The 26,164-nt window shown below is 37.0% G+C and carries 14 protein-coding genes; 4 read left to right on the top strand and 10 right to left on the bottom strand.

Features of this window, described 5'->3' with window-relative positions; genetic code table 11:
* Window positions 1-62 precede the first annotated feature (62 nt).
* The gene (locus MSBRM_RS21090; protein WP_048119177.1) at window positions 63-266 is read right to left on the bottom strand and encodes a hypothetical protein; all 204 of its coding nucleotides are present in this window, start codon (window positions 264-266) and stop codon (window positions 63-65) included.
* Between the two features lie 390 nt (window positions 267-656).
* Window positions 657-1,406 (bottom strand): Nif3-like dinuclear metal center hexameric protein, encoded by a 750-nt coding sequence (locus MSBRM_RS05370; protein WP_048154944.1) that lies wholly within the window; start codon window positions 1,404-1,406, stop codon window positions 657-659.
* Between the two features lie 556 nt (window positions 1,407-1,962).
* Between MSBRM_RS05370 and MSBRM_RS05365 the strand changes: the two genes are divergently transcribed.
* Together MSBRM_RS05365 and MSBRM_RS05360 are read left to right on the top strand one after the other, a co-directional pair.
* Window positions 1,963-3,558: a BatD family protein gene (locus tag MSBRM_RS05365; RefSeq protein WP_048119183.1), complete on the top strand. Its 1,596-nt coding sequence runs from the start codon at window positions 1,963-1,965 to the stop codon at window positions 3,556-3,558.
* Between the two features lie 371 nt (window positions 3,559-3,929).
* Window positions 3,930-4,232, top strand: a complete 303-nt coding sequence (locus tag MSBRM_RS05360) for a hypothetical protein (RefSeq protein ID WP_048119186.1) — start codon at window positions 3,930-3,932, stop codon at window positions 4,230-4,232.
* Window positions 4,233-4,326: 94 nt separating this feature from the next.
* Here the strand turns inward: MSBRM_RS05360 and MSBRM_RS05355 are convergent, their stop codons facing one another.
* Complete coding sequence (locus tag MSBRM_RS05355; RefSeq protein WP_230629243.1) at window positions 4,327-4,977, bottom strand: hypothetical protein; 651 nt, start codon at window positions 4,975-4,977, stop codon at window positions 4,327-4,329.
* Between the two features lie 1,306 nt (window positions 4,978-6,283).
* Entirely contained in the window at window positions 6,284-8,674 is a 2,391-nt protein-coding gene (locus MSBRM_RS18745) for a PKD domain-containing protein (protein WP_052712712.1), read from the bottom strand.
* A 739-nt stretch (window positions 8,675-9,413) separates the two neighbouring features.
* On the opposite strand from MSBRM_RS18745, the gene MSBRM_RS05345 reads away from it, so the two are divergent.
* Window positions 9,414-10,355 carry an IS5 family transposase gene (locus MSBRM_RS05345; protein WP_048119188.1) on the top strand — a complete coding sequence of 314 codons (942 nt, stop codon included), beginning with the start codon at window positions 9,414-9,416 and terminating at the stop codon, window positions 10,353-10,355.
* Between the two features lie 446 nt (window positions 10,356-10,801).
* Here the strand turns inward: MSBRM_RS05345 and MSBRM_RS05340 are convergent, their stop codons facing one another.
* The 3 genes from MSBRM_RS05340 to MSBRM_RS05330 form a co-directional block, all read right to left on the bottom strand.
* On the bottom strand, window positions 10,802-12,742 hold the full coding sequence (locus tag MSBRM_RS05340) for a hypothetical protein (RefSeq protein ID WP_048119191.1): 1,941 nt from the start codon (window positions 12,740-12,742) through the stop codon (window positions 10,802-10,804).
* Window positions 12,743-12,789: 47 nt separating this feature from the next.
* Window positions 12,790-15,528 carry a type II/IV secretion system ATPase subunit gene (locus tag MSBRM_RS05335; RefSeq protein ID WP_048156845.1) on the bottom strand — a complete coding sequence of 913 codons (2,739 nt, stop codon included), beginning with the start codon at window positions 15,526-15,528 and terminating at the stop codon, window positions 12,790-12,792.
* A gap of 906 nt (window positions 15,529-16,434) precedes the next feature.
* On the bottom strand, window positions 16,435-17,073 hold the full coding sequence (locus tag MSBRM_RS05330) for a MarC family protein (protein ID WP_048119194.1): 639 nt from the start codon (window positions 17,071-17,073) through the stop codon (window positions 16,435-16,437).
* A 666-nt stretch (window positions 17,074-17,739) separates the two neighbouring features.
* Here MSBRM_RS05330 and MSBRM_RS05325 point away from each other — a divergent pair.
* Window positions 17,740-20,523, top strand: coding sequence for a PocR ligand-binding domain-containing protein (locus tag MSBRM_RS05325; RefSeq protein ID WP_052712711.1), 2,784 nt, complete (start codon window positions 17,740-17,742; stop codon window positions 20,521-20,523).
* Window positions 20,524-20,669: 146 nt separating this feature from the next.
* Here the strand turns inward: MSBRM_RS05325 and MSBRM_RS05320 are convergent, their stop codons facing one another.
* From MSBRM_RS05320 to MSBRM_RS05310, 3 genes are all read right to left on the bottom strand, one after another.
* Entirely contained in the window at window positions 20,670-21,167 is a 498-nt protein-coding gene (locus MSBRM_RS05320) for an inorganic diphosphatase (RefSeq protein ID WP_048119197.1), read from the bottom strand.
* A gap of 2,531 nt (window positions 21,168-23,698) precedes the next feature.
* A complete protein-coding gene (locus MSBRM_RS20760) occupies window positions 23,699-23,902 on the bottom strand; it encodes a hypothetical protein (RefSeq protein WP_048154941.1) in 204 nt (67 codons plus the stop codon).
* A 1,617-nt stretch (window positions 23,903-25,519) separates the two neighbouring features.
* Window positions 25,520-26,152: a 6-hydroxymethylpterin diphosphokinase MptE-like protein gene (locus MSBRM_RS05310; protein WP_048123087.1), complete on the bottom strand. Its 633-nt coding sequence runs from the start codon at window positions 26,150-26,152 to the stop codon at window positions 25,520-25,522.
* Window positions 26,153-26,164: the final 12 nt, after the last annotated feature.

The following is a 26,164-nucleotide window of genomic DNA, read 5'->3' as shown; positions in this document are numbered from 1 at the left end:
GAGAAATCCACTCTGAATTCATTACATATACTTCGAATCTGAATTCATTACATGTAGGTTCATTACATGTATCTTCTACGATATTCATTGCCCAGACTTCGCCGGTAATCCGAACGGATCTGATTTTTTGACTGTTCTACAAGCATTGATTCCAGTGAATCATCGCTGAGTTCTTCCTGCATGCTTTGATCCTCTTTTCCTACATCCGGTCTGTTTTGATCCTTTTTCCCTATATTCGGTCTATTCTGGTCTTTTTCTTCTGTCATATTAGAATTACTCCTACATTCGCTGAGTTAAAACATATTTTGCTGTAATCTACAGTTTCACGTGAACTTAGTTTCAATTATTTTAATTAAAGTATTATTTTAATTAGTAGGTTATTTTAATTAGTAGGTTATTTTAATTAGTAGGTTATTTTAATTAAAGTATTATTTTAATTAGTAGGTTATTTTAATTAAAGTATTATTTTAATTAGTAGGTTATTTTAATTAAAGTATTATTTTAATTAGTAGGTTATTTTAATTAAAGTATTATTTTAATTAGTAGGTTATTTTAATTAAAGTATTATTTTAATTAGTAGGTTATTTTAATTAAAGTATTATATTTAGTTTGAGTTTTTCAGGATCTTCCTCACTGACTAGAATCCGGAAAAATGTTCAGGTTTTATCAATCGCCTTGAGTCCGGAAGGCTGTTCGATGAACTCCACTTTGAGCCCAGGAATTTTACGAAGTCTGGAGCACAAAGCCTCCATGCCTGGATTTTCAGTGGCATAGTGAGTGGCATCAATCAGGCAGAGGTCCTCATAATCGCGGAGAATATTATGCTTAAGTTCGGAAGATATGAAGGCATCAACTTTATTTGCCCTTGCAATTTCAAGGAACTCAGTTGCAAAGCCACTGCCGCCGAAAACCATTACCCGCCTTATTTCCTCTTTTTCTCCGGCATATATGACAGGCGTTTGCAAAGTCTCCGAGACACTGGAAGCCAGTTCAGCCGAAGTACAGGGTTCAACCTCTCCTATTCTACCGACTTCCACATTTTTGAGATTCTTTAACCCAAGCCTTGCAGCAAGCACGTCATTAATGCCTCCTTCGGCTCTATCATAATTTGTATGCATGCTGTAAAGGGATATCCCGTTATCAAGGGCAAGCCTGAGGGATTCAGCCAGGGATTTTGAGATTTTGTTTATCGGATGGAAGATAAGGGTGTGGTGGGTGACCAGAAGATTTGCTCCCATTTCTGCAGCTTTCTTAAGCACATAAGAACTGGCATCAAGGGCAACTGCAATTTTTTCTATATTGTTTTCCAGGTTGAGAATTAGCCCGATCCTGCCTTCGTCAAAACCTTCAGCAAGTTCAGGTGGTGCAATTTCTTCGAGAATTTCTACAACTTTTATAAGTTCCATGAAAAAACCTCTTACATCCGGAAGGGACTGCTGATCTTAATTGAAACTTGAGGACCTCCTTTCTTCGTTTAAGAAGATACCCTGCCTTGAAAAGAAAACAACTCTGATATAAGAAGTTTATTAAAGATTGCAAACAGTACAAAAAATTAAATACTTGATACCAAGATAATTTATAGAGTTTAAACTATTTCTTCTCAAAACGACTTTAATACAAACCAGTCTAGACCATACCCAATCTAGACCAGCAAATCATAGAGTTACTAATTGATAGTGATCTTGACTTTAATAAGAAAGCCATAAAATTAGAGTTAATAAATTAATGGTGAATTAGAAAAGTGTAAATCATAGGGAGTGCTGGGGCAAAATCAATGCATCGAATAGTAAAATACGGCTGATATCATATGACTGGTATCATTCGTGAATAAAACCGTTAGTAAGTAGATATAATTTATAAAATATAAAAAAACTAAAGAGCCGTATCTATTACAGCAGCTCAAAATGCATGCTTCCAGTGCGCAGATTCGATATAAAAGGATAAAATTCAAGGAAGGTAACTATGGCTAAGAAGCTTGCACTGATTGCATTACTTGCAGTTTTCTTCATTTCGGCTTTCTCAATGACCGCTCTTGCGGAAGAAGACATCGAGTGGGTAGAGAAACTGGATGGAAAAACACTGTACTGGGGGGATACAGTAACAGTTAATGATTATGTTATAAAGGCAGAAGATTTCAACGATAAAGGACAGGTGTTTGTTTCAATCTCAATGGATAGGGAAAAACTGAAGACTTCTCCACTCTCCGCAGGCATGGAAGTCGTATATAACGACAGGGTAAAGGTTTATGCCCAGAAAGTGGACCCGAATTATGAGACTATCAAGAAGGATGGAAAGGAATTCAAGACAGGAAACTGGAACCCTTATTCTAAACTGGATATCCTTATAAAAGGAGAACCAGAGTTTGACATAGACGTTGAAACCAAAAAGGACACATATGATTCAAAATCTACCGGAGACAGTGTACTCGATGTCTCAATAGAGATTAAAAACGATGGAGACGCAAAAGCTAAAAATGCCATTCTAACAATAGACACAGCCGGAATGGATGTCCTTAAAGGAAAAAAAAAGTACACACTTGGAGATGTTCTTAAAGACGAGACTCTTGAACCTGTGAACCTTACACTGAAAGCTCCCAAACCTTGGGAAGACACTAACCTTAATATAACTGCAAAAATTACATGCGAGGATGTAAGGAACGAGAAGTACGAAGACATAGGCTTCAAAGTCATAAAAATAGAAAAAAAATGGGGCCTTGTTATTTCAAAGTTTATTACAAGAGATAATCACATGGGAAAGCCTATCCATGTCTCGGTCAATGTCCGGAACTCAGGGCTCTGCGACATAGATGATATCGTACTTAAGGATTCGATCGCTTCCGAAACGCACCTTAAGAAAGACGCTGTGCTCGAGAAGACCCTTTCCCTTAAATCCGGAGAAGTAGCTGAAAAAGTTTTTGAATACACCCTGATTCCTGAAAAACCGGGAGAATTCACTTTCCCAAAAACAACGGCTAATTTTATCCTGCCTAATGGGCAGAACGGAGACGCAGGTTCCAATAACTCGGAAAAGGTAAAAATTTATGGGCCTGATATCTCAGTTACAAAAACCATTAACAGACAGCAACTGAACTCCGGAGATGAACTGACCGTAACGATCACTGTAAAAAACACAGGAAACGTTGATTCAAGTGTGACAGTAACCGACACCGTACCTCCTGAAGCTAAACTAATAAGCGGGGAAACCAGTTTCAAGCAGATTCTCGAAAGCGGCGGCGGGTCAAAAAAAGTAACCTATATCCTTCAAATGCATAAAGAAGGGGAAATCCATCTGCCTGCATGCAAAGCAAGTTTCCTTGACCTTGATGAATACTCAGGAGAGGTTGTTTCGGATACTCCTGTTGTTTATGTAGGAGTACCGATTTCTCTTGAAGGAAGCAGCAAGCAGCCTGAGGGAAAAACTGATTCCAATCAGGAAAAAGATGAATCATCAGTTCCGGCGCAAAATGAAGACCCCGAAGATACTCCCGGGTTTGGTCCTGTCCTTGCTATAGCAGGACTTTTCGCAGTTACAGGCATCCTGGGAAGAAGACGTACCTGAACTTAAATTGAGAGTTTCGAATGCTCTGGACTTTCCAGGGCATTTACCTCTTGTATTAAATAGAATCTACTGAGAAAAAAGCCTCATTCCATTACAATTAACTTTTTTCATTACTTTTTATGTATTCTCTTCAAATTGAATGGAGAATTTTCCAACTTGAAAAATGCACAACAATTTAATCATACAGTTATAAAGTTGAGTACATCGCTTAAGGTTGTTTCTCAAATTTAATTAAATTTTTAAATTTTCAGTAAATACATGAAATTTACTTTTACTCACTCAATATAAAGAGGATACGATATGAGGCATACTATAGATGGTTCGGACCCCAACGGAAGGAAGTAACAGCCTTTTATAACAAGAATAAAACCATGTCGTATAAAGACTGGGGATCTTCCAAGAAGTTTGACTGTGGAATTATGGGAGTTACTAGTTATAACATTGTAAAAAGTTATTTTGGGGATGCATCTGAACAGACAACCGATCCTGTGATGCCAGATTCAGACAGTACACAGCCTGTTGAAATAAATGACTCTGGAGCACAGAATATTGTAAATGGATCTGCCAATACTGTGAATAATCAAGGTATTGTCAATACGATAGAACAGTACTGGTTCGATTTTAGGAATGCAAATTTGTCGAATATAACTTTTAATTTTTTTGGGGGTAATTAAAGCCCCTTTCTTTTATTTGCGCTTTGAAATCAGTTCTTGCTTTGAAATCAGTTTTTGAATGGATAGTAATCACCAGTTTACTATAACTCTTATTTCACACCAACCCCCTGAAGATAATCCTTGAGGTTGCGGTAGAAACTGCAAATATCGCAATTGAAATTGGGAGCATGCAGGCCAGATCATATTTCAACTGCGTCCGGTCTCCTCCATATTCCACCGAACCTGCAAAGCGAGTAAGGATAGCACTGATCAGGACAATGTAAATCCCTATTGCAAGCAGGAAATGGTCCGGAGAAATTGACTGGGAAAATGCTGCCTGCCCGATTTCAACAGGCATTCCTGACATATCGGCAGGAATTCGGTTTACCCTTTCAGCTACCTGGCTCAGAATTTTCGTAATAACCTCAGACAGGGCAAGGGTAATCCCTGCAATGAGTGGAGCAAAAATCACAGCCGTGGAGCGCATGGTTGAGGTGACGTCGTAAAGGGAGCGCCGGATTCGTTCCTCGACTGTCCCGAGCTCTTTTAGATGGTCTGCAAGCTTTATAATCGAGGCGCCTGCAGCTTCATGGTTTTTGTGGACACTTTCCGTAAAAAGGAGCATTGTGTTTCGGATTCTTTCCGAATATACGTGCCTGAAGGCTCCGAAATCTTCATCAAAAATTGCAGCTTTGAGGTTTGTCCTCATACTGAGCAGGTTCATTGAAATTTCCTGAAAAGCTTCCCCGATTTTTGAGCCTTCCATAGTCCTGGCAGTATGGGCAAAGGCTTCTTCCGGGGCCTTTCCTTCCGAAGTACAATAGAAAACGAAGCTTTTTTCAATGTTCCAAGTTCGAGAAGTAAAAATTTAGGCTTTAAAATTCAGTTATTAACTTATTACCCTTAAGTATAAAATTGTAACTTTTAAAAATATTATATAACAAACTAATATTGTTACTTAATAGCATTAATTTTGTATACTCTTTATTTAATGTTAAACTCTGATTGAGATCTCAAATATAAGACTATCAAGTTCAACATAGTTATAAAGCCTGGATTGTTTCAGTTCAATAACGACATTAAATTTCAATCCAATGTGTCTATTAATTTGCAGTCGAAATATGCCAACCCCAAAATAGGCCAGAATCACAATTTTTCCCACTGCAAAAACGTTCTAGATCATTAACACAATTAGTATGAAAGATAATACAATTTGTAATACTTAATTTATATATCACCTTAATTTTTACCTCGATTTCTTGTGGAAATGAAATATTTAGGCAGCCCTTCAAAAATGACAATTAAGAAAGGATGTTCTGTTCGGACTTGTTAACTAACAGGATGAAACGTTATTGGGTGAACGTGCCTATATTTTTTTGTTTAGTCGTATTCCATAAACTATAGGTGCAAAAACGACGAATAAGAAAAAACGATATCAAGAGAGCACAAAAATTAGACCCCTCTACTTTACCTGCCGATACGTGTATTCATTAAACGTAAGAAACAGGAAAAAAACATAGCAAGCCAAATTTGAAATAATTATATGCAAAAGTTACGATAATTTTCTGCATTGAAGGATTTTAAAATTAAACAATGTCATCCCAAATTACCTATGTGTCAGAACTTCTGCTATTCAGATGTTTTATAGGAGTGTCAGAAATTTCCTAATTAACTTGATAACTAAAAAACATGTTTAAAGAGCCTAAAGCTTGGATTTAACCAATTAAAATGCAGAGGTTTTATTGTAAAACATTGATTTAACTGATATTTCCAGTGATTTGTCACAGGAATTGGCTCAAAGGAAGTGAAAACTCATAGGTTTTATGATAATCACTGTACCAAGTCATTGAAGGCAGGCGGGTATCTGGCCTATGCACTTAAGGGTGAGCAATGTCGCGAAAGGTAAGCCAGAAAATCCAGCCTGATAAACTATTATCTCTCTATGCAGTTAATTCTTGAAGGAAATTTCCTCCAAAACAATTAGATTATCTGGTCTGTCTTTCCCGTAACTATGATAAACTTAACATAGTTACGGGAAAGATATGCCTGTACTAACAGTCCTGACATCGTAATTATGGAACAGGCCAAGAGATGTTAGCATCATATATAGGCGTTAAGTGGTTATCAAAAGCCTCCTGATTTTGCCACATCTTTATGTTTTCGTACCCATTATCATCATCAAACCAGGTAGTGGTTTGAATGATTTGACCTACCGAAAGATCGGGAGGCGCTGTATTTAATCCAAATTTTTCATCTATATCTTTATACTCTCCAAACACGGTCAATAATATGCCTAATTTTTTTACATTCGGTATTTTAGAATAAAGAGCTATACCAATTCCTGTAGCTTTTGATATGACAAATCCCTTTGCTACGTCGAACCTATCAACTACATGAGGATCACTAACATATGGTTTTCCAGTTGGTGCTGTAGATAATGTTATTCCCTTTGCTCTATAGTGGTCATTTCCGTCTCTACCAAATGCTGTTGTATAATGGGTGTAAATAGTTACTTTGGCAATAATCCCCGACATTGGTTCTTTATCCACAAAGTTAATCCCTGGATATGGTATTTTTGCCACATAATGTCCTTTGGGTTGATTAATATCTACAAATTCATTTTCAAAAACTCTGTTTATTTGTGGATTATTAAATTTGTAGCCAATTGAAAAAGAAGTGCCTGTGCGACTATTTGAATAAAAATCAGATTTTAAATAGTAATCTACTTCAATGTATTCTCTGGAACTATCTAGCTTTGCACTGACTACTCTTACATCTGGTTCAGAATAAACCTTAGACGAGGTATCAACTTTGGATGCGCTTGATGGTTTTAATAATGAATCCTGATTACTTTTTGTCACTTTTGTATATTTGGGTGTTGTTTCCTTGTTACTATCTGCATTATTAAGTTTTGTAGTATCTTCCTCTGAGCGATATAGATAAAAGTCTGAGACTGTAGATGCATCCACTGTAAATCCATACTTATTACCAAGCTTGGTCAAATCTGTCTTTCCTGGTACTCCGTCACAATATTTTGCTGGGGAACCTAACGACTCCTGCCATTTTTTATAAGCATTGATTGTAGCGGATCCGTAAGCTCCATCATGTGCATAGGTATCATCGAGATATCCTTCCTCGACCAAAGCGGCTTCAACAATTTTCACAGAATCAGTAGCTCCAGGAGTTGTTTTGCCCTGAGATCTTGCGGGGTCAGTTTCAGCTGCTACTTGAAGATAACTTAATGAAACAATTTTGCTTGCGCTTATTTTTGTATCCTTTGTGGATTCTTTTGAAGATGCAGAAGACTTGGCAACCGTTTTTTCCGCTGTATTCGTTGTGGATTCTATATCCTTTGTGGATTCTTTTGAAGATGCAGAAGACTTGGCAACCGTTTTTTCCGCTGTATTCACTGTGGACTCTGTATTCGTTGCAGATTCTTTTACTACTATATAACTGGCTTTTATTTTCTCGTCACTGCCAGCATCATTAGTTGCCGTAAGTGTTACTGTATAGCTTCCTGGATCTTGGTACGTATGTACTGGATCTCGCTTGGTCGAAGTAGCTCCATCTCCAAATTCCCAGTACCAATCAGTAGGATTTCCTGTACTTTTATCCATGAATTCTGTAGTATGTGGTGCATTACCAGAAGTGAAAAAAGCAAAGAAATCAGCAACGGGTTCTTGTACTGTATTTTCCGTAGATTCTATATTTTCTGTGGTTTCCGTATCCTTCACGGATTCTGTAGTCGTTGTGGACTCTGTATTCGTTGTAGATCCTTTCACTATAATATAACCAGCTTTTGTTACCACATCACTGCCAGCATCATTAGTTGCTGTAAGTATTACAGTATAGCTTCCTGGATCTTGGTACGTATGTACTGGATCTCGCTTGGTCGAAGTAGCTCCATCTCCAAATTCCCAGTACCAATCAGTAGGATTTCCTGTACTTTTATCCATGAATTCTGTAGTATGTGGTGCATTACCAGAAGTGGAAAAAGCAAAGAAATCAGCAACGGGTTCTTGTACTGTATTTTCCGTAGATTCTATATTTTCTGTGGTTTCCGTATCCTTCACAGATTCTGTATTCTTTGCGGACTCTGTATTCGTTGTAGATCCTTTCACTATAATATAACCAGCTTTTGTTACCACATCACTGCCTGCATCATTAGTTGCTGTAAGTATTACAGTATAGCTTCCTGGATCTTGGTACGTATGTACTGGATCTCGCTTGGTCGAAGTAGCTCCATCTCCAAATTCCCAGTACCAATCAGTAGGATTTCCTGTACTTTTATCCATGAATTCTGTAGTATGTGGTGCATTACCAGAAGTGAAAAAAGCAAAGAAATCAGCAGTAGGGGATTTCAAAACGTCACTCTGTGCAGATTTAACTGGCATGGTTGCTGCACAAAATATAAAGGAAAACATTAATAATATAATTATTAAAATATGTTCTTCACTTTTCAAAATATATCACCCCTATTTACCTAAGCGTTTTTACTTCTATATTTGACAATAAAATAAAAAGAAAGATAAAAAATCCCTATATTAATAAATATAATTGAATAAATTTTTATTTATTCATAAAAGTACAATAATTATATGACTTTCTTCATTTTAATTGTCAATATTAATTATGTCTGTTAAAATAAAGGTTTATCGATAATTATTTAAAATAATTTAATAAGTATACTTAGACAGGGTCATGACACTATAACATCCCTAAAGCATTACCAGAGTCTTTCTTTTACAGATTACGAAGTGAGGGACATAGAAAAGAGACTCATAGAATGGGGAATTCTTAAAAGGGAAATTTAAGCGAATATTGCCCTGTAACAATAAATATTGGAGGCTACGCCAAAATACTACAATAGAAACATACCTTTTTGGCTTACTAATAGAAATTTGAGATTAATGTGAGTGTCCAAAAGTCAAGAATTTTCTTCAAATTTTATCTAATTTTGTTTACTCAAAGAAAATTTTCGATATCGGCTAATCAGAGCTATGCGAATTAGTAAAAATTCATTCCAAAGACTATGAAACGCATTTTTTTAAATCGACATCTCTTAAAGCTTTTTAAAAAATGAGTATATTTTGGCCCTGTAGAAATCCTCTAGATTCTGTTTTTACCCAAAAATTTATAAAAATAAGATTGTAAAAATGCTTCTTATTCTTTGTCCCCACAAAAAACGAGGAGCAATTTCTATTGTCATCAAATAAGTATATTAAATTTATTGATCTCAGTCTTAAAACGGTTCAGTCTTCCAGACTGAACCTTTACTCATGTAAGTATTCCAAACGTGTTTACACTCAACATCAGCTTCTTGTTCTTGTTTTACTGAAAGAGTATATAAGCACAGATTATCGTGATTTTGTCGAACTTATTGACCTTATGAGTAATATAAAAGAAAAACTTGACCTTGATAAGGTTCCTCATTACACTACTCTTCAAAAGTTTGTATCAAGAATCCCTTCGTCATTGTTTAACCTAATTTTGTCAAAAACTCTAAAACTATTTTATTCACATGGAGAAAATGCTTCAATTACAGCAATTGATGCAACTGGATTTACGAGTTCTTATGCAAGTCATTATTACTCTCGAAGAACAGGGAAGCTCCGAAGTAGCTTCCTGAAAACTTCAATAGCAGTAGATACAGAAAAAAAAGTGATATTAGGATGGAAAATCAGTCAAAAAACAGATCATGATGTCAAACATGCAAAAGCTCTGATAAGACAATCAAATAAGTCAAGAAAATCTGGATGTTACGTCCTAGATAAGGGGTATGATTCTGAAAAAATTCATGTTCTAATTAGAGAAGAAATTAAAGCAGATTCAATTATGCCTGTAAGAAAAAGAAAGAGGAAGAAAGTAAGAGGAAAATACAGAAGAAAGCTATATTTGAACTTTGATAAAATCAAATATAATAAAAGGAACATAGCGGAAACAACGTTTTCTGTTGTCAAAAGGAAGTTTGGAGAAGTACTAAGAGCAAGAAAGTTCTATAATCAAGTCAAAGAAATAAAAATTAAACTGATAGTGTACAATATAAATAAAAAAGTAGTGGAAATAGTTTGCATAAAATTAAGGATTTCTACAGAGCCCCGTTATGCTTTACAAGATTTACCATATTTTTGGTCTCTCATTTAAAAACCCAGTAAATTAATATTTAAACATATAATGAAAAAGAATTAAAAACGTGACATTATATAGTACTTCCCTTATAAAGAAAAAGATTAAAATAAAAAAATGATTATATTTAATTTTGAGTCATTGTTTAGCTATTATTTCAGTGGAGTTATAAATCTCAAAATAACAAAGAACAATCCATTGGTCATCGGTTAAGGAATTTTCTTGCCTGAAAGCTATCGATTTTGTATTAGAAGCAGGTCTTAAATTTTGGCCTATTTGCATGAAATCGATACCCTGCTCCAGCTCGTAATTTATAAAATATTTGACAAATGTTGAGGAAATTGACGCAATTTGTCACGATTACTCACTTAACCGAAGACGTATGGAATAAAATGCGGTTTTATTTACACTTTAGGATCAATTCTTGAATGAACAGTAATCACCAGTTTACTATAACTCTTATTTCACACCAGCCCTCTGAAGATAATTCTTGATGTTGCAGTAGACACTGCAAATATCGCAATTGAAATTGGGAGCATGCAGGCGAGGTCGTATTTCAACTGAGTCCTGTCTCCTCCATATTCCACCGAACCTGCAAAGCGGGTGAGAATAGCACTGATCAGGACAATATAAACCCCTATTGCAAGCAGGAAATGGTCAGGAGAAATTGACTGGGAAAAAGCTGCCTGCCCGATTTCAACAGGCATTCCTGATGTGTCGGAAGGAATTCGGTTTACCCTTTCGGCTACCTGGCTCAGAATTTTCGTAATAACCTCAGATAGGGCAAGGGTAATCCCTGCAATGAGTGGGGCAAAAATCACAGCTGTAGAGCGCATGGTTGAGGTAACGTCGTAAAGGGAGCGTCGGATTCGTTCTTCAACTGTCCCGAGCTCTTTTAGATGGTCTGCAAGTTTTATAATCGAGGCACCTGCAGCTTCATGGTTTTTGTGGACACTTTCCGTAAAAAGGAGCATTGTGTTCCGGATTCTTTCTGAATATACGTGCCTGAAGGCTCCGAAATCTTCATCAAAAATTGCAGCTTTGAGGTTTGTCCGCATACTGAGTAGGTTCATTGAAATTTCCTGAAAAGCTTCTCCGATTTTTGAGCCTTCCATAGTCCTGGCAGTATGGGCAAAAGCTTCTTCCGGTGCTTTTCCTTCCGAAATTCTCCTCCCGAGCACAAAAAGGGAATCTGCAAATTCCTGTTCCATCTTTTTTATCCGGTCTCTTATTTTTTTGTAAGGAACAGCCGAGAAATAGAGGTATACTGAAATTCCAATTGTTCCACCCAGAATAAGCGGGAGAGTAGGTGAAAAATATCCTTCAAGAGGCGCGGTTGCAACTATTCCTCCTGGATTTCCTAACCTCAGCAGGAGATATCCTAAAGGCGCTATAAGGCAGAATACCAGGACTGAAAGCGTTAAAGCAAAGCGTTTCTTTTGCTTGATATCTGCAAGGTCAGGATGAGAGTCTGGAATTTCCCTGGGAGTAAAAGCAACAGGCCTCTGCATAAGAATATATTCGGAATATAGGGCAGCAAGAGCCGGGAAAATAAGGTCGTAAATGAAAATAAGGTCTATTATTTCAGGTTTTATTCCTACAACTGTAACCGCAGGCAGGAGAGCTACAAGGGCAAGCGGGATCAGTATGAATATCGAGTAAAGAATATAACTTGGGGTCTTCAGCTTTGCTGCAAAGGCATCCATAAGACTTTCCGTGCCTTCAAGGCTTATGTCCAGGGCACGGTTCAGGGTTATAACCCTCTGGGCTTCGTCAGGTTCGGCTGTCGAGCTCTTTATAAGGTGGAGGGAACGCTTGAAATATTCGCTATTCCTTCCCCACAGGTCGGCAAAAGAAAGAAGCGCATCATCCATGCTGCTGTAAATCCTGAGGTTCAGGTCCCAGGCGAGTTTTCGCAAGTCCTTTGCAAGGGGCCTATCGGAATTCCTGGCAGCAAAAAGCACGGCATGTTCCAGGTTAGGAACAAGTTTCATGGACATGACTATATAACTCAGGATCTCAGGAATGTCTCCAAGAGAGGATATTTTCATAAATCCTGCCCTGAGCTTCACATACTCACTCAGGTAATAGAGTGCGAGCAGGGGAATGATAAAAGTCAGGACTCCCATTATAGTAAGTACTCTGGCATCAAAACTTCTTGAAAGGATTAGAAATAGATCTACTCCGGCCAGCAGGATTAAAGTTGCAAAGGTTCCCACATAGGAAAAGAGCACGGTTTCGAAAGCTTCAAGGTCATAACCAGTAAACCTGAGGGCGTCCCTGTATTCCCGGCTTACGCTCTTTTCGCATCGCCTGCGGAAAGCGGCAGGGTCAGAGACAGCCCATATCCATTGCCTTGCTGTAATTTTACAGGCTCGCACATACCAGTTGCTCTCTTCCTCCATATTTCTCCCTCTGACAACTTTTCTCTCTAACAACTCCTCTCTGACACCTATTTTCCTGTACCCGAACGTTTTTTGGCAAAGTTCTCAAACCAGGTTTCCCACTGTTTATAAAGAGGTTCCATGTCGTCCCTGCAGCCGGCTTCCGAATCAGCTGCATAATTACCTGCAGGATTATTTGCAGAGTTCCCTACAGAATTATTTGAAGAATTATTTGAAGAATTATTTGAAGAATTATTTCCATTTGCATATTCATTCTCATACGGTTTGTCTTTCTTCATAGAATCTGAAAGCAGCCAGAACATGTTGTTTGCCTGGCTAACGGCTTCGGCTTCCAGCAGGAAAGGTTTTTTTAGCCCTTCAACTGCGATTTTTTCTTTTATCCTTGCGCGAAGTTCGATACCTTTTAAAGCCCTATCTATGGAAATTCCCCATTTTCTGGCAATCTTTTCTATAAGTTCGGATTGTCCCTGTTCCAGAGCCTTTCCTGCAAGCAGGCAGTCCTGAGAGGCATCATATTTCATTATGTCCGTAAAGATATCCGAAGGCTCGGAATTATCGATCACGGCACTGGTTGTTTCTGCGATACGGCTCACTCGTTTTAGTTTTTTCATGCTGCCCTCAAGCCTTATACCTGAGCAAATAATTACGGCGTCCGTAGCCTTAAACGACGCCGGAGGAACCCCAAGGGTGTGCACGATTCTCTCGTATACGTTTACCGTGGACGAGCCATGAATGGTCCCGATAACCGAGTTTCCGGCTTTTCCGACCTGCATGGCTTCGTAGAGTACTTTTACTTCTTCCCCCCGGACTTCTCCAAGCACCAGGGCGGAATTTCCAAGGCGCAGAGCTGCTCGAAGCGCTGTTTCAGGGCTCATTTCGGCTCCTGATTTCAAAACTGAGGATTGTGAACTCATACCCTGAACTTTCCAGCCCAGACTCTGAAGTTTTTCGATAGGGAGCTCAGGGGTGTCTTCAATTGTAAGAATCCTGTATTTCTGCGGGATCTCAAGCAGCATGGCAGATAGCAGGGAGGTTTTTCCGGCCCCAACTTCTCCTGCGACCAGAACTGAAGCCTGCCCGTCCATAAGAAAGCTTAAAAGCCCGGCTGCATATGGAGAAACCGAACCTGTATTGATCAGTTTAGGCAGGGTCCAGGGTGAAAGGGAATGCTTTCGGAAGGCATAGGCAAGCCCACTTGAACTGAGAGGGTCTCCTATTACCGAAACCCTTACTCCGAAAGCCTCAAGGTTAAGTTCCAGCACAGGAACCGCTTCTCCAAAGGGCCTGCCGCTGATGATCCTGAACCTGGAGACCAAGGCATCGAGGTCGTCCTGCGAAAGAAAAACATTGCTTACGCATTCTTCTCCCTCCAGCACAACGTGGACAGGATTTTTGTCGGCAGGGGCATTGATATATACATCTGTGATCCTGGCATCAGAAAGCAGGTCTTCCACTATCCCTAGCCCGTTAGTATACCTTGCAAGTAGGTCAGCATAACTTTCCAGTTCATTAGGGCTACAGGCTTCCCCACTTGCGAGCAATTCTTCTTCAAGAAGCGTTTTTGCCATGCGCCTGAAATATTCCCTGGCTACAGCCGGATCTGTAAAGACAAGGTCTTTTGGCCTGTGATGGATCATTCGCATCCGGACTTTTTCAAGCAGCTTGAGGTCTTCCTCCCTAAGATTATACTCAGGAGGCCGGATCATGTAAAATTTTTCCGGCCTGTCAATGTAGCGATAAATCGAAACCTCAAGTTTCCTACCTTCCCTGTTGTCTATATCGTAGCACTCAAGAAATTCGGTATTTTCAGGCACATCTGCATAGACCCTTGAGCTAGAAAAAGGGGGTCGAACATGAGGTCTGATGCCGTTTTCGTAGTCGAAAAGCTCGTCCACAACGTATTTATTTTTCTCCATTTTTTCCTTCCGGATTGCACTTGCCATAAACGGAAAATGTCTGGAGATTTTTGCCAGGGTTGCTTCTCCTGATGTGTCCTTTATCAGGCTTCCTGTTACTTTTCCAATTGTTTTTTCGATTGTCTTACCAATTCCTTTTTCAGAATTTTCTACGGGTCTTTTTGATAAAAACCAAGTTTCGGATTTTTTAATAAGAGAAACTTCAGGAAAACTGGATAGTTTTTCTTCAATTTCATAAAGCATCTGATAAAAATGCTCGGAACAAGCTTTGCAAATCGGAAGAATTTCCAAACTTTTTTCTGGAACTTTTTCTGAGATTTTATAAATAGTTCGTCCTGAAGCTTTCTCTGTAATTTTCCTTGTAGCCTTTTCTGAAGTTTTATTCAGCATTTTTCCCTGAATAAATCGCTTTATTTCCATCCTGGCTTTTAAAGGATCAGTTTCTACGGTTTTAGCAAAAGAAGCAATTATCTCTTTTCTCTCCAGTTCGCAAGCTTTCTTTTCAGGCAAAGTACAGTCTTTGGGCACTTTTTCCACGCTTTCATATGCTGTTATGATCCCTTCAAAACCTGCAAGAGTATAAAGTAAAGACAGGGCTTCCCCTTCGTAATCTCTCTCATACAACCTTGAGAGTACCAGACAGTCAGCCTTAACCTCTTTTTGCAGGATGCCGAGAATATTTTTTCTGCAGTAGATATCGTTAAGGGAAGACCCACAATCACAATCTCTGCAATTGATAACAATGGTTTTCCGGCTTTTCGTCTGCTTTATCCGGTAAGAGCAGGTTTCTTCTTCTTTTTTGTCCGGTACAGAAAGACTGCCATAATTAAGGGCATTGACAGCATCCTGAAGTTTTGCCTTTATATTCAAATCAAACACCCGTTTCCCTATCAACTTCTTAATTTATCTCTAAGTGTATTAAGTTTTTTCGACTGATCGGAAAATAGGGCTATTAATTTGTTGACAAAATGATGCTTAACCGTCAGAAGATTACAACAACTACCAACCTTTAACGGTGAACCGGCTCAAAATCACAGTCAAAAAGAAATACGGCTAAGGCGGAACCCACGAGGACGGTAAAACAAACGAGGACTAAAAGCAGAAGTGGTTAAACTTCTTCAATCTCTTTTTGGATATTGAAATTCGTATACTTTAGTATATACTCTTTTGAACGGTTGTGCACGATGAATACCATGCTGATATGGTTGCATATTGGACTTATACTCATTTCACCCCTGCAAATCAACCCCACGAAAGTAGATCTAAATAGTAAAAATTAAAATATGTAGAACATATCCAATAAATATATAACAAACTTAGTTTATTTATATCTTGGAGGTATCAAGTGATCGATTCCAAAAATATTCCCAGATCCGCACAACTCTCATTTTCAGTAAAAAAGCTTCATCTCGAAAGTAACCTCTTTCTAAATCGAGACACTGATACTTCCAGACAGATCTCCTAATGGGCTGCAGCTTGCTCTTGGCTGCAGCTTACAAGATCAAAAAATAGCACATCAACAATTGCATGATATGTTTTGTTTTTGACGTGGATGCTACAAATTACCCCATAAACAGGCTAACATCTCCAAAGAATCCATGGGACCCAATGGTTACTATGAATTTTGAGACATTTTATTTGAGTAAGGTGAACACCCCCGCCTTGAATACATGCCGTTAAAACGACGTGTAGAAGCCCGAAAACCGGTAAATTATGGGATACCAAGAAGTTTAGAGAACAGGTTGAGTTGTGAGACAGCATGTAAAACTTACTGTCTTAAACTGTTAACTGGTATATATTTATTATACCTTTAACAGTTAAATCCACTGCAAGAGCAGCAAGCAAAAGTCCCATCAGCCTTGTAAAGACCAGCATCCCATTATACCCTATAAGCTTATGAATCACCCTTGAGAATTGGAAGATGTAATAGCAGATAAGGAATGTCATTATGATTGATACAAGAATTATTATTTTTTGCATAACTGCTTCCGTTCCCCCCATCAAGACAATCACTGTACTGATCGTACCTGGTCCTGTCAGAAGTGGAAGGCTTATCGGGAAGATCCAGATGTCTTCCCTTTCCTGAGAGTGAGAGATCTCTTCTTCAGTAATCCTCCCCTTTGAGATTTTAGCATGCATCATATCAAAAGCAATGCTGAAAAGCAGGAGTCCTCCTGCAACCCGCAGCGAATCCACGCTAATGTTGAACAGGTTAAGTATGATATTTCCTGCAATTGCAAAAAATAGGGCAATTACGCACGCAAGTATGGCTGACTTTTTTGCGATTTCGTTTTTTTTCTCATCCATCACCTTGCTGGTCAAAGAGATAAAAGTTACCACTCCACTGATAGGGTTGACAACGACGAAGATAATTGTGAAAACATGGATTAAAAACCCGAGGTTTTCGGTTATCACTTATTTCCCCTGCTCGTTTTTATCTAGTATATTTATATAATATTTTCTTTTATACTAGTTCCGGTTGTATCACCAAGTTATTGAACAGAAACTCTGACGTTAATAATTCCTTCAAACTCTATATGTGATCAGTTATTGGTATACACAACAACTTTTAAATTATTCAACAATTGAGTATTAGCTCAGTGAGAACGACGTGATGACCTGATTTATTATCCAATTGGCATAGTTCTTATGAAAAACTTTAACATTAATATAAAATTTTTCTTATTTGATGCATGTACCAAAAGCTCATAGGGGTGTAGCCATCTTGTTTAACTTTAGTGTAAAGTAGGAATTTAGATTTTTGTATCGCCTAAAAACTGTTTCTCTTATTTTCAATGATTTTTAAAGCTCAAGGTCAAAGTTTCATAATTTAAACGATTTTTATAGTTTCAAACCCATATTAAATTAATAAATATCTTTATTTACTATTTTTTAAATATAGTAATATTTGTTAAAAAGAAGAATCATTTAAATTTAATAAATTAAATTTAATTTATTAAATTTAATGAATTAGGTGTTTTTATGTATTAATAAACATACATTTGCTTGTTGAGTAGACGTAACAATACCCTAAAGTCAGGTATTTCACCGTCAAAGAGAGGAGTCTGAAGGGGAAAATGAATGGAGCAATTTCAGGAGAATAGTCCGAATCCTGTAATCAGTGTTGGAAAAGATGGTACGATTCTTTACTCAAACGAGGCTAGTGAACCCTTATTACATGAATGGGGCGTGACAATAGTAGAAAGACTGCCTTCAAGTATCTTAGATATTGTGCAAAAAGTAATTACCCAGAATTATCCAGAAAAAATGGAAGTTAAAGTTGGAAAAGGAGTCTATTTGATTGTTTTTTGTCCCTTATCAGATCAAGAATATGTAAATATTTATGGATTCGATATAAGTAGTCATAAAGATTTTGAAGAAAAAATCCCGGGAAGTGAAGCTAGGGGGGTTGAAAAACTTAAGCTGGCTGATATTCTTGATATTCCATCGATCCAGTCTCTCATGGATGACTTATATGAACTTACTCACATTACCACAGCTCTGATTGATCTCAAAGGTAATGTTTTTGTAATTGCTGGGGGGCAAGAGATTTGCTCAAAATCCTACAGGGTTCATCCTGAAACCTGCAAGTACTGCATAGAAAGTGATACAAAATTGTCTCTGGGCGCTGCCCCCGGAGAATTTAAGATATACAGGTGCAAGAATAATATATGGAATGTCGCAACTCCCCTCATTGTGGAAGGTCAGCACGTAGGCAATATTTTTTCAGGCTATTTCTTTTTTGAAGACGAGGCTCCTGAATATGACTTTTTCCAATCCCAGGCTAAAAAATACGGCTTCAATGAGGATGAGTATATAGCAGAGTTTGAGAAAATTCCAAGGCTGAGTAGAAAAACTGTAAACAAATATATGTCCTTCTTCATGAAACTTGCCAACATGATCTCACAACTGAGCCACAGTAACTTCAAACTTGCCAAATCACTGAAAGAACGTGAGATTCTTGTGGATAAGCTAGAGAAAAGCAGGGAAGATCTTGATCGTGCTCAAATAGTAGGAAATATCGGAAGCTGGCGTCTGGATATTCTTAAAAACGAATTGACATGGTCTGACGAGAATTACCGTATCTTTGGCATCCCAAAAGACACTCATCTGACTTATGAAACCTTCATTTCTAAAGTCCATCCGGATGATAGGAAATATGTTGATAAAGAATGGATAGCCCAATTAAAGGGCAGACCATATGACATAGAATATCGCATTGTCGTGGATGGTAAGATCAAGTGGGTGCGTAAGAGGGCATATTTTGAATTTGACAAAAACGGAGAGGTTATCGGTGGTTTCGGCATAACACAGGATATAACTGAGCGTAAAAAAGCAGAAGAATCCCTTAGACTAGCACATAATAATTTAGAAGCAAAAATCAAAGAGCGTACATTTGAGCTTGAAAAGGCTTATAAATCATTGATGGAAGAAAAAAGAAGACTTTCTGAAGCTCAAAAAATAGCTCATATTGGGAACTGGGACTGGAATATTACAACCGGTGAAATTTACTGGTCTGATGAGATGTGTCGTATTTTTGGGCATTTTTCTAAAAGGTTGTTTTATACACACAGTGAACTTTTAAGCTATGTGCATCCCGAAGATCGAAACTATGTGGATAATGCCGTTAAAAATACTTTAAGTGGTAAGTCCTTTAGCATTGATCACAGGATTATCTCAGCTGATGGAGAAGAGCGTATAATCCATGCACAGGGTGAAGTTGTTTATGATGGAAATAAAAACCCAATTCGAATAAGAGGAATAGTTCAGGACATCACCGAACATAAGAAAGTCGAGGAGAAGATCAGGATATTAGCGGATGTTGTGGAATCATCAAGTGATGCTATTGTAACTGAATCTCTCGAAGGTACTATTACAAGCTGGAATAAAGGAGCAGAGCAGATTTATGGTTATTCGGCTGAAGAAGCTCTGGGTAAAAATGTCTCTATCGTTGAACTGGATAATTTTAAAGGAGACATAACCAAATTAATTGAAAAAGTTAAGCACGGAGAAAAAATCCAGCGTTATAAAACTGTAAGGTTAAAAAAGGATGGTAGACTAATAAATGTTTCAGTAACTTATTCTCCTGTTTTTGACGCTTCTGGAAAGCTAATTGCTGTCTCAGCTATTGGTAGAGATATTACTGAGCAGGTCAATGCGGAAAGACTTCTGGCAAAAGCCGAAGATGCCCGAAAAAAAGAAATTCATCATAGAATTAAAAATAATCTGCAAGTGATTTCTTCCCTTCTTGATCTACAGGCTGAAAAGTTCAGAAGCAGAGAATCTACTGAAGATTCTGAAGTTCTGAACGCTTTCATCGAAAGCCAGGACAGAGTGATGTCAATTGCTCTTATCCATGAAGAGCTGCATGAAGGCAGAGGAAACGATACAATAAACTTCTCGTCGTATATTAAAAGGCTTGTTGAAAATCTCTTTCAGACTTATAGAGTTGGGAATGTTAACACGAGCCTGAATATTGAACTTGAAGAAAATATTTTCTTTAATATGGATGTTGCTGTCCCACTAGGAATAATCATTAACGAACTCGTATCAAATTCCCTGAAGTACGCATTTTTAGGCAGAGATAACGGAAAAATCCAAATCAAACTTTGTAGGAAAGACTCTGCAGAATACGCAAGTAAAGATCAGGAAAGCATAAAAGAAAGTTATAATGGCACCGATTTTGTATTAATAATCTCGGATAACGGGCTTGGTATTACTGAAGATTTCAATTTAGAAGATTCCAATTCTCTTGGATTACAGTTAGTGAAAACCCTGGTAGATCAGTTAGATGGCGAAGTTGAGTTAAAAAGAGATTCAGGAACTGAATTCTGTATAAGGTTTACAGAACCAGTACAAAACTGAAAAATAGTAAAATCGGATTTTCATACAATGCTCAGTTTACAAATCAAGTAATTTTGTCAGATGTTTTTCTTCACTTTTCTACAGTGAAGACCCAGAATCACATCCCCCACAATTGATGACAATGGTTTTCCGGTTTTTCGTCTGCTTTATTTTTTCTGTGCAGCATATCGATCTTTAGCTTCCTGAAGTACAGTGATTGCTGTTTCGAGGCTTTTCCAACCGATAACTTTCACTTGTTTTTTATCTAAGTTCTTATAAGTTTGGAAGAAATGAGTAATTTCCTTAAATAAATGAGGCGGGACCTGATCGACTGACTCAATATAATTCCACATAGGATCATTCTTTGGAACGCATAGGATTTTTTGATCTCTTCCTTTATAATCTTCCATGTCAAATAACGCTACAAGATAGACATCGATTACACAACCCGGAAATGTGGGTTCCCACGTTAAAACCATAGCATCTAAAGGGTCACCATCAAGGGATAGCGTGTCTGGGAAAAAACCATAATCCGAGGGATATACCATTGAAGAAGAAAGCATTCTGTCGAATTTTATCAGTCTCTTTTCCTTATCATATTCGAATTTGTTCCGGCTCCCTTTTGGAATTTCAACAATTACGCTTTCGACCTGTCTTTCAGTCATATCAACACTTCCAACTATTTCTTGCTTTCAAGTACTTCCCTAAAAAGAAACTTCCTATTGTGTTTATGGTTAATGTTATGATTAATGTGCCTACTGGAAAATTGACGAAGCTATTTTGAATCCATCTACCTAAAGCATATCTCAAGGTAGCACCTATGAAGCCACCTATACCTCTCGATAAAATGGTATACACATAATAGTATATCAGTAAAACCTCAATAGTTGATGTAAAAGTTATCAGCATAAACGGTTTTAGACTATAAAGTTTAGGCGGAATTCATCGCTAATAGGTTACCTTTTTCCTTGCATTAAATAAATAGTTTGCTCAAGAACTTCGTCTAGCTAAGTATAGTTAATATCAAACTTGAATTTCCAAGATGATTGATTTTACATTATCTTACGGCCTTATTTGTGTATACCTAACAAAAGAATAATTCTACTAATAACGATTATGTTAAGATGGCAGAGATTTCCCCATGTTCAGAAAAGAAAATAATGATGCTTGTTTTGTGTCTCAGGCAAAAATCGCATTTCGTTGAAAGCAAAGTTTAAAGAAATGATTACCCATTGATACGAAAATAAAAGAGAGTCACCAGTCCAGGGAGCAATAAATTGAAAATTTACACTTCACGCTTTGAACAGATGACTATAATACTATTTCTGTTACTTCAAACAAACTGAATAATTTTTGTAGGTTACTTCTTTGCTGAATCAGTAACAGACCTTCATGAAGAAGCAAACCTTCTCATAGTACCAGCAAACCCTTGAATAGTAATAGCTGAAGACCATGTTCATTCCCTCCACTCTTTTTTTGTAGATAAATTTATTTTTCTTAAATTGTTAACTATTTTTGTTAATCTTTGAGAAATAATCGTTTTTTTCGAATTCATAAACAACTATTTTTCCGAAACTATTTTATTACACGATACTCCTAACAATTAAATTTCATGATATCTTTGGGAGCCTATCTTAATTTTAAGATTGACATATCTAAATATTAATTGCTAGTGAGTATATTAAACATATAGTTTTAATTTATATAAAGCATATAGAATAAATTATACTTATAATTAAATAGTCCTGGAAAATCTGGGCAAATTTCACGGGAAAACATGGGCAGACTTATTCATTCAATTTAAATTGTGGATTTGTCTTAAAATATCAATAAAAAAGGTATTAAATGTTCTTTTTTTCCATATACGATAAAAATAAAATATATTATGAAAAGATAAGTATATTTATGTGATCAAATGTAAAAATAATTCATAAAATGAATGAATCTACTAAATTAGATAGAAAAATCACTTTAAATCCAAATTATAATACTCTGTATTTTTAATTTAAATGAGCATTTTATTTCTAAAAATATAAAAGCCGGATTTATTCAAAAGACGCATATTGGGAAATTTATTTACTTTCTTCACCTTAACCATCCTTAAGAAGAACTTTTTGCTTTAAAGTTCCAACATTTAAATTTCTTATCTCGTTCACTTCGACTTCTTTTTCTTAAGCAGGTTCGCTCTCGAATCCTAAAACTCAAATTTAGTAAGTTTAACAGTTTTTGCCGGGAACTCCTTTTCAATAAAAACGAGTCGGTCGCCCTGAAGGAAAACTCCAAAATTGTAGACCTTACCTAAAGGTTTTATTTAGGTAGTCACGATAAAGTGCTTAAAGCGGGATACGTATTTTTCGAGCTTATAAATATATCCTAACGGCAGGGTCAGACTGTAGAACCATGCTTACAGGCAAGTATCTATTTTTCGATGTTAGCTTCAGAATTGCCATCAAGGTCGGTACAAATGACCTCAGCACAATACCATAGCTATGAGTACAGCAGCGGCTCCATCACTGCAATTCCTGCAAAATTCAAAAATTGACTTTCGAATAATCATTCCTGAGCTCTGGAGCGTTTCCGCAGACAAGGGCAGGTTTTCGGAAATTATTGCTTTAAGTTCAGATAAAAGATAAAACGCCAGTAAATAACACTCAAGTAAGGTTGATATTGAGAATACAACAGAAGAATAAAAATAAAACCCAATATTTCATTGAATTGAATATAAACTACGTTAACCAAGTTTTTTGTAAAATAGACGTTATTATCTAATATTGAGCCTATCCCAAAAGTCATTTCGTTCTTAATCATCAAGAATTTTCAGGATTGTTTTCATGATCAGAAACTTGATTGATTATTCGGAATACAGGATTCAGAGAAGCAATTTTGAGTTTTGGGATCAGCTCATTATTAAAAAATAAGGAATTTTCAAGAAAATGGCAGAACCTCAATTAAAGTATGTCAGTCGGATGAATAAAATGAGACTGAGCTTATTCGTTAGTCCTTTCTGAGAAGTGACTGTTTAATTGCAGGAGAGACCTTTCAATAGATTTCAGGTTCTGACGCCATCAAGGTTCTCCTGCTTCTGTATCCCGGCGGAGGATTGTACAAATGAGTCCACTATCGGTTTTATAGTATACCTAATTACTTAATCCGTGGTTGATAAATTAGCATTCAGCTATTGGCCTAGCGATTGCTCTTAACAGTCATCCCACCAGCCGCCGCCTTTGGAGCAGCATGCACGGACTGCTGTTACACAGCAAACTTTCCTATCATTGCAGCCACAACCGCCGCCCCAGCCGCCAAAGCCGCCAAAACCGCCGCAACCGCAGCCACCGTAGCCGCCCCAGCCGCCGCCGCAACCGCAGCCGCCGAACTTCTTAAAGAATGGAAATCCTCCCATTGTATTTACCTCCATATTTACTATATTTTGTTGTTGTATGTTTTTCGCGTTAATTTACACAGTTCATTATATATTTGAGAAGATATAATATAAGATTCGAGTATATCTTTCTCCAACCTAATTTTATATCGACTCACAAACTCTATTATTACTCCTGACACTCAAGTTGTAATCTACCAACCCCTAATAAGAATCAGATTCAACTTTAATTGCCAGAGAGTACAACTAATAATATAGTTGTAAATTATATAAATGGAATAGAATAATATATTCTTAACACTAAATAGTCATTGAAAAAGCTGGGAAATTATGCTCTATAAAATGAGTTTAGTTTTATATTTAATTTAGAAATATTAATTTTTAGAATAGCTCAATAAAATCAGTAACCTTAGTTTGAAATCAAAATTAAGACAAAAATAGAGCCTTAAAAGTACAAAAACGCCATATTTTACTAATTATAAGCGATTTGATGGCTTATAAGATGTGTATTTAGCGACAGAAAATAGTGTTACTTATTTGGTTTTCAAACTTTAATACCTTATTATTTTTATTACTAAGTAAACAGTGACGAATTTTCATTTGACTAATGACTAAATTTGAAGATCTGTTAATACACAACATCCAGATCCGTCTAAATAGAGAAACTTCACTTTCAAACATATGTAGCTTACAGTTGCTACCGCAGGTAATAAAATACATAGCCATCAATTCAAGACAATTAATCAGAAATTATCCTTCTATCTTGAATTGACAGCTTTTTTATTCATCCATAATTAACATTTTACGAGCTCAACGATTGGCCTGTCGATTGCTCTTAACAGCCACAACCGCCGCCCCAGCCGTACCAGCCGCCACAGCGGCGCCAGCAGCGACGCCAGCCCCAGCCGCCGCCCCAGCCGCAGCCACCAAACCATCCACACATTATATTTACCTCCAAGATTTTGCTATGTTATTCTATACTTTCAGATCTCTGTAAAGGTGAGCTTTTTAGACTAGGGAATTACACTCTCTAATCAAACTTATTCACCCACCCCCTAATCATACTTTCATGGCAACTTTTTAGAAATTATTAGAGTACTCATTTCCGTTTAGAAAGAAACAGTCCTCCCATGTTCTCCCATGAAAGTACAATTAAACATAGAATTATAAATTATATAAAAGACCTAGAATAACTGTTTCTGAATATAAATAACCTATATAAAAATAGAGAAAACCTCTATCAATAAAACAAGCTTACTTTTGAATTTACTCTACAATATCTAGTTCTATAAAAACTCTCAATAAATCAGGAATAAAAATCTGTAATTGAATATTCAGCCAAAAAATATTGTCTTAATAATCTCTATAATCCCTATTTCCTGACTAAATTCAATATAGAGCCTTAAAATAACATAATTTTGTTGAAAAAGTAGTACAACTCTTTTTATTATTAAACTTTATAACTTTAGTCTTTTTATTTTAAGCAAAATATCAATATAAAGGGCGACTATTTAATAGGATAAGTTTTTCGATTCAGATTGTGAATAAAAATAAGAGAACTTGCTGATTTATTATATTTGTGTTATTATCAATTGGATTCTTAGCGTTTTCAGTTAGGTGAATTACTTTTTAAAGATCTCAGGTCCCCATTAATTTCTTTGCCCATTTCAATTTCTTTTTCTTAATCGGGTTTACATCGTTATCTTCAAAATCAAAACCTGCTAGCCTAATTTTTTGAGCTCCAAATTCCCTGGCTACAAAAAAGCATCTGTCTCCATCACTGAAGCCTCCAAAATTATAGACTTCGTTAAAAGGTCCTGCCTGGGTAGTTGCAATAAATCGCTTAAAGCGGGGAACATATTTTTCAAGCTTATCAATATTGTCCCCATGCGCGTGAATAAGGACTATCGAGCCCTTTTCACAGGCAAGTATCTCTTTTTCGATATCAGCTTCTGAATTGCCATCAAGGTCGGTACAGATGACTTCAGGCACAATGCCCATATCCATTAGTACAGCAGCGGCTCCGTCGGCTGCAATTACCGTAAAAGCAGAAAAATTGATTTCCGAAAGGTCATTCCTGAGCCCTGGAGCGTTTCCGCAGACAAGGACAGGATTTCCGGAAATTATTGCTTTGAGCTCAGATAAGCTGATCGTGTTTTCTTCTGTCAACATGTAGGAAAGGAAAAAAGCTGCCTTTTCATCACCTGTTCGGTCAAATCCGAAATCCTCAAGGATTCGTTCGTAAATCGGTTCCCAGGTAGCAAAATCCATACGAATCAGTTT

The sequence above is a fragment of the Methanosarcina barkeri MS genome (assembly GCF_000970025.1).
In the GTDB taxonomy this organism is placed as follows: Archaea; Halobacteriota; Methanosarcinia; order Methanosarcinales; family Methanosarcinaceae; genus Methanosarcina; species Methanosarcina barkeri.
The sequence above is the reverse complement of the archived record's forward strand: the minus strand, read 5'-3'. Positions and strand labels throughout refer to the sequence as shown.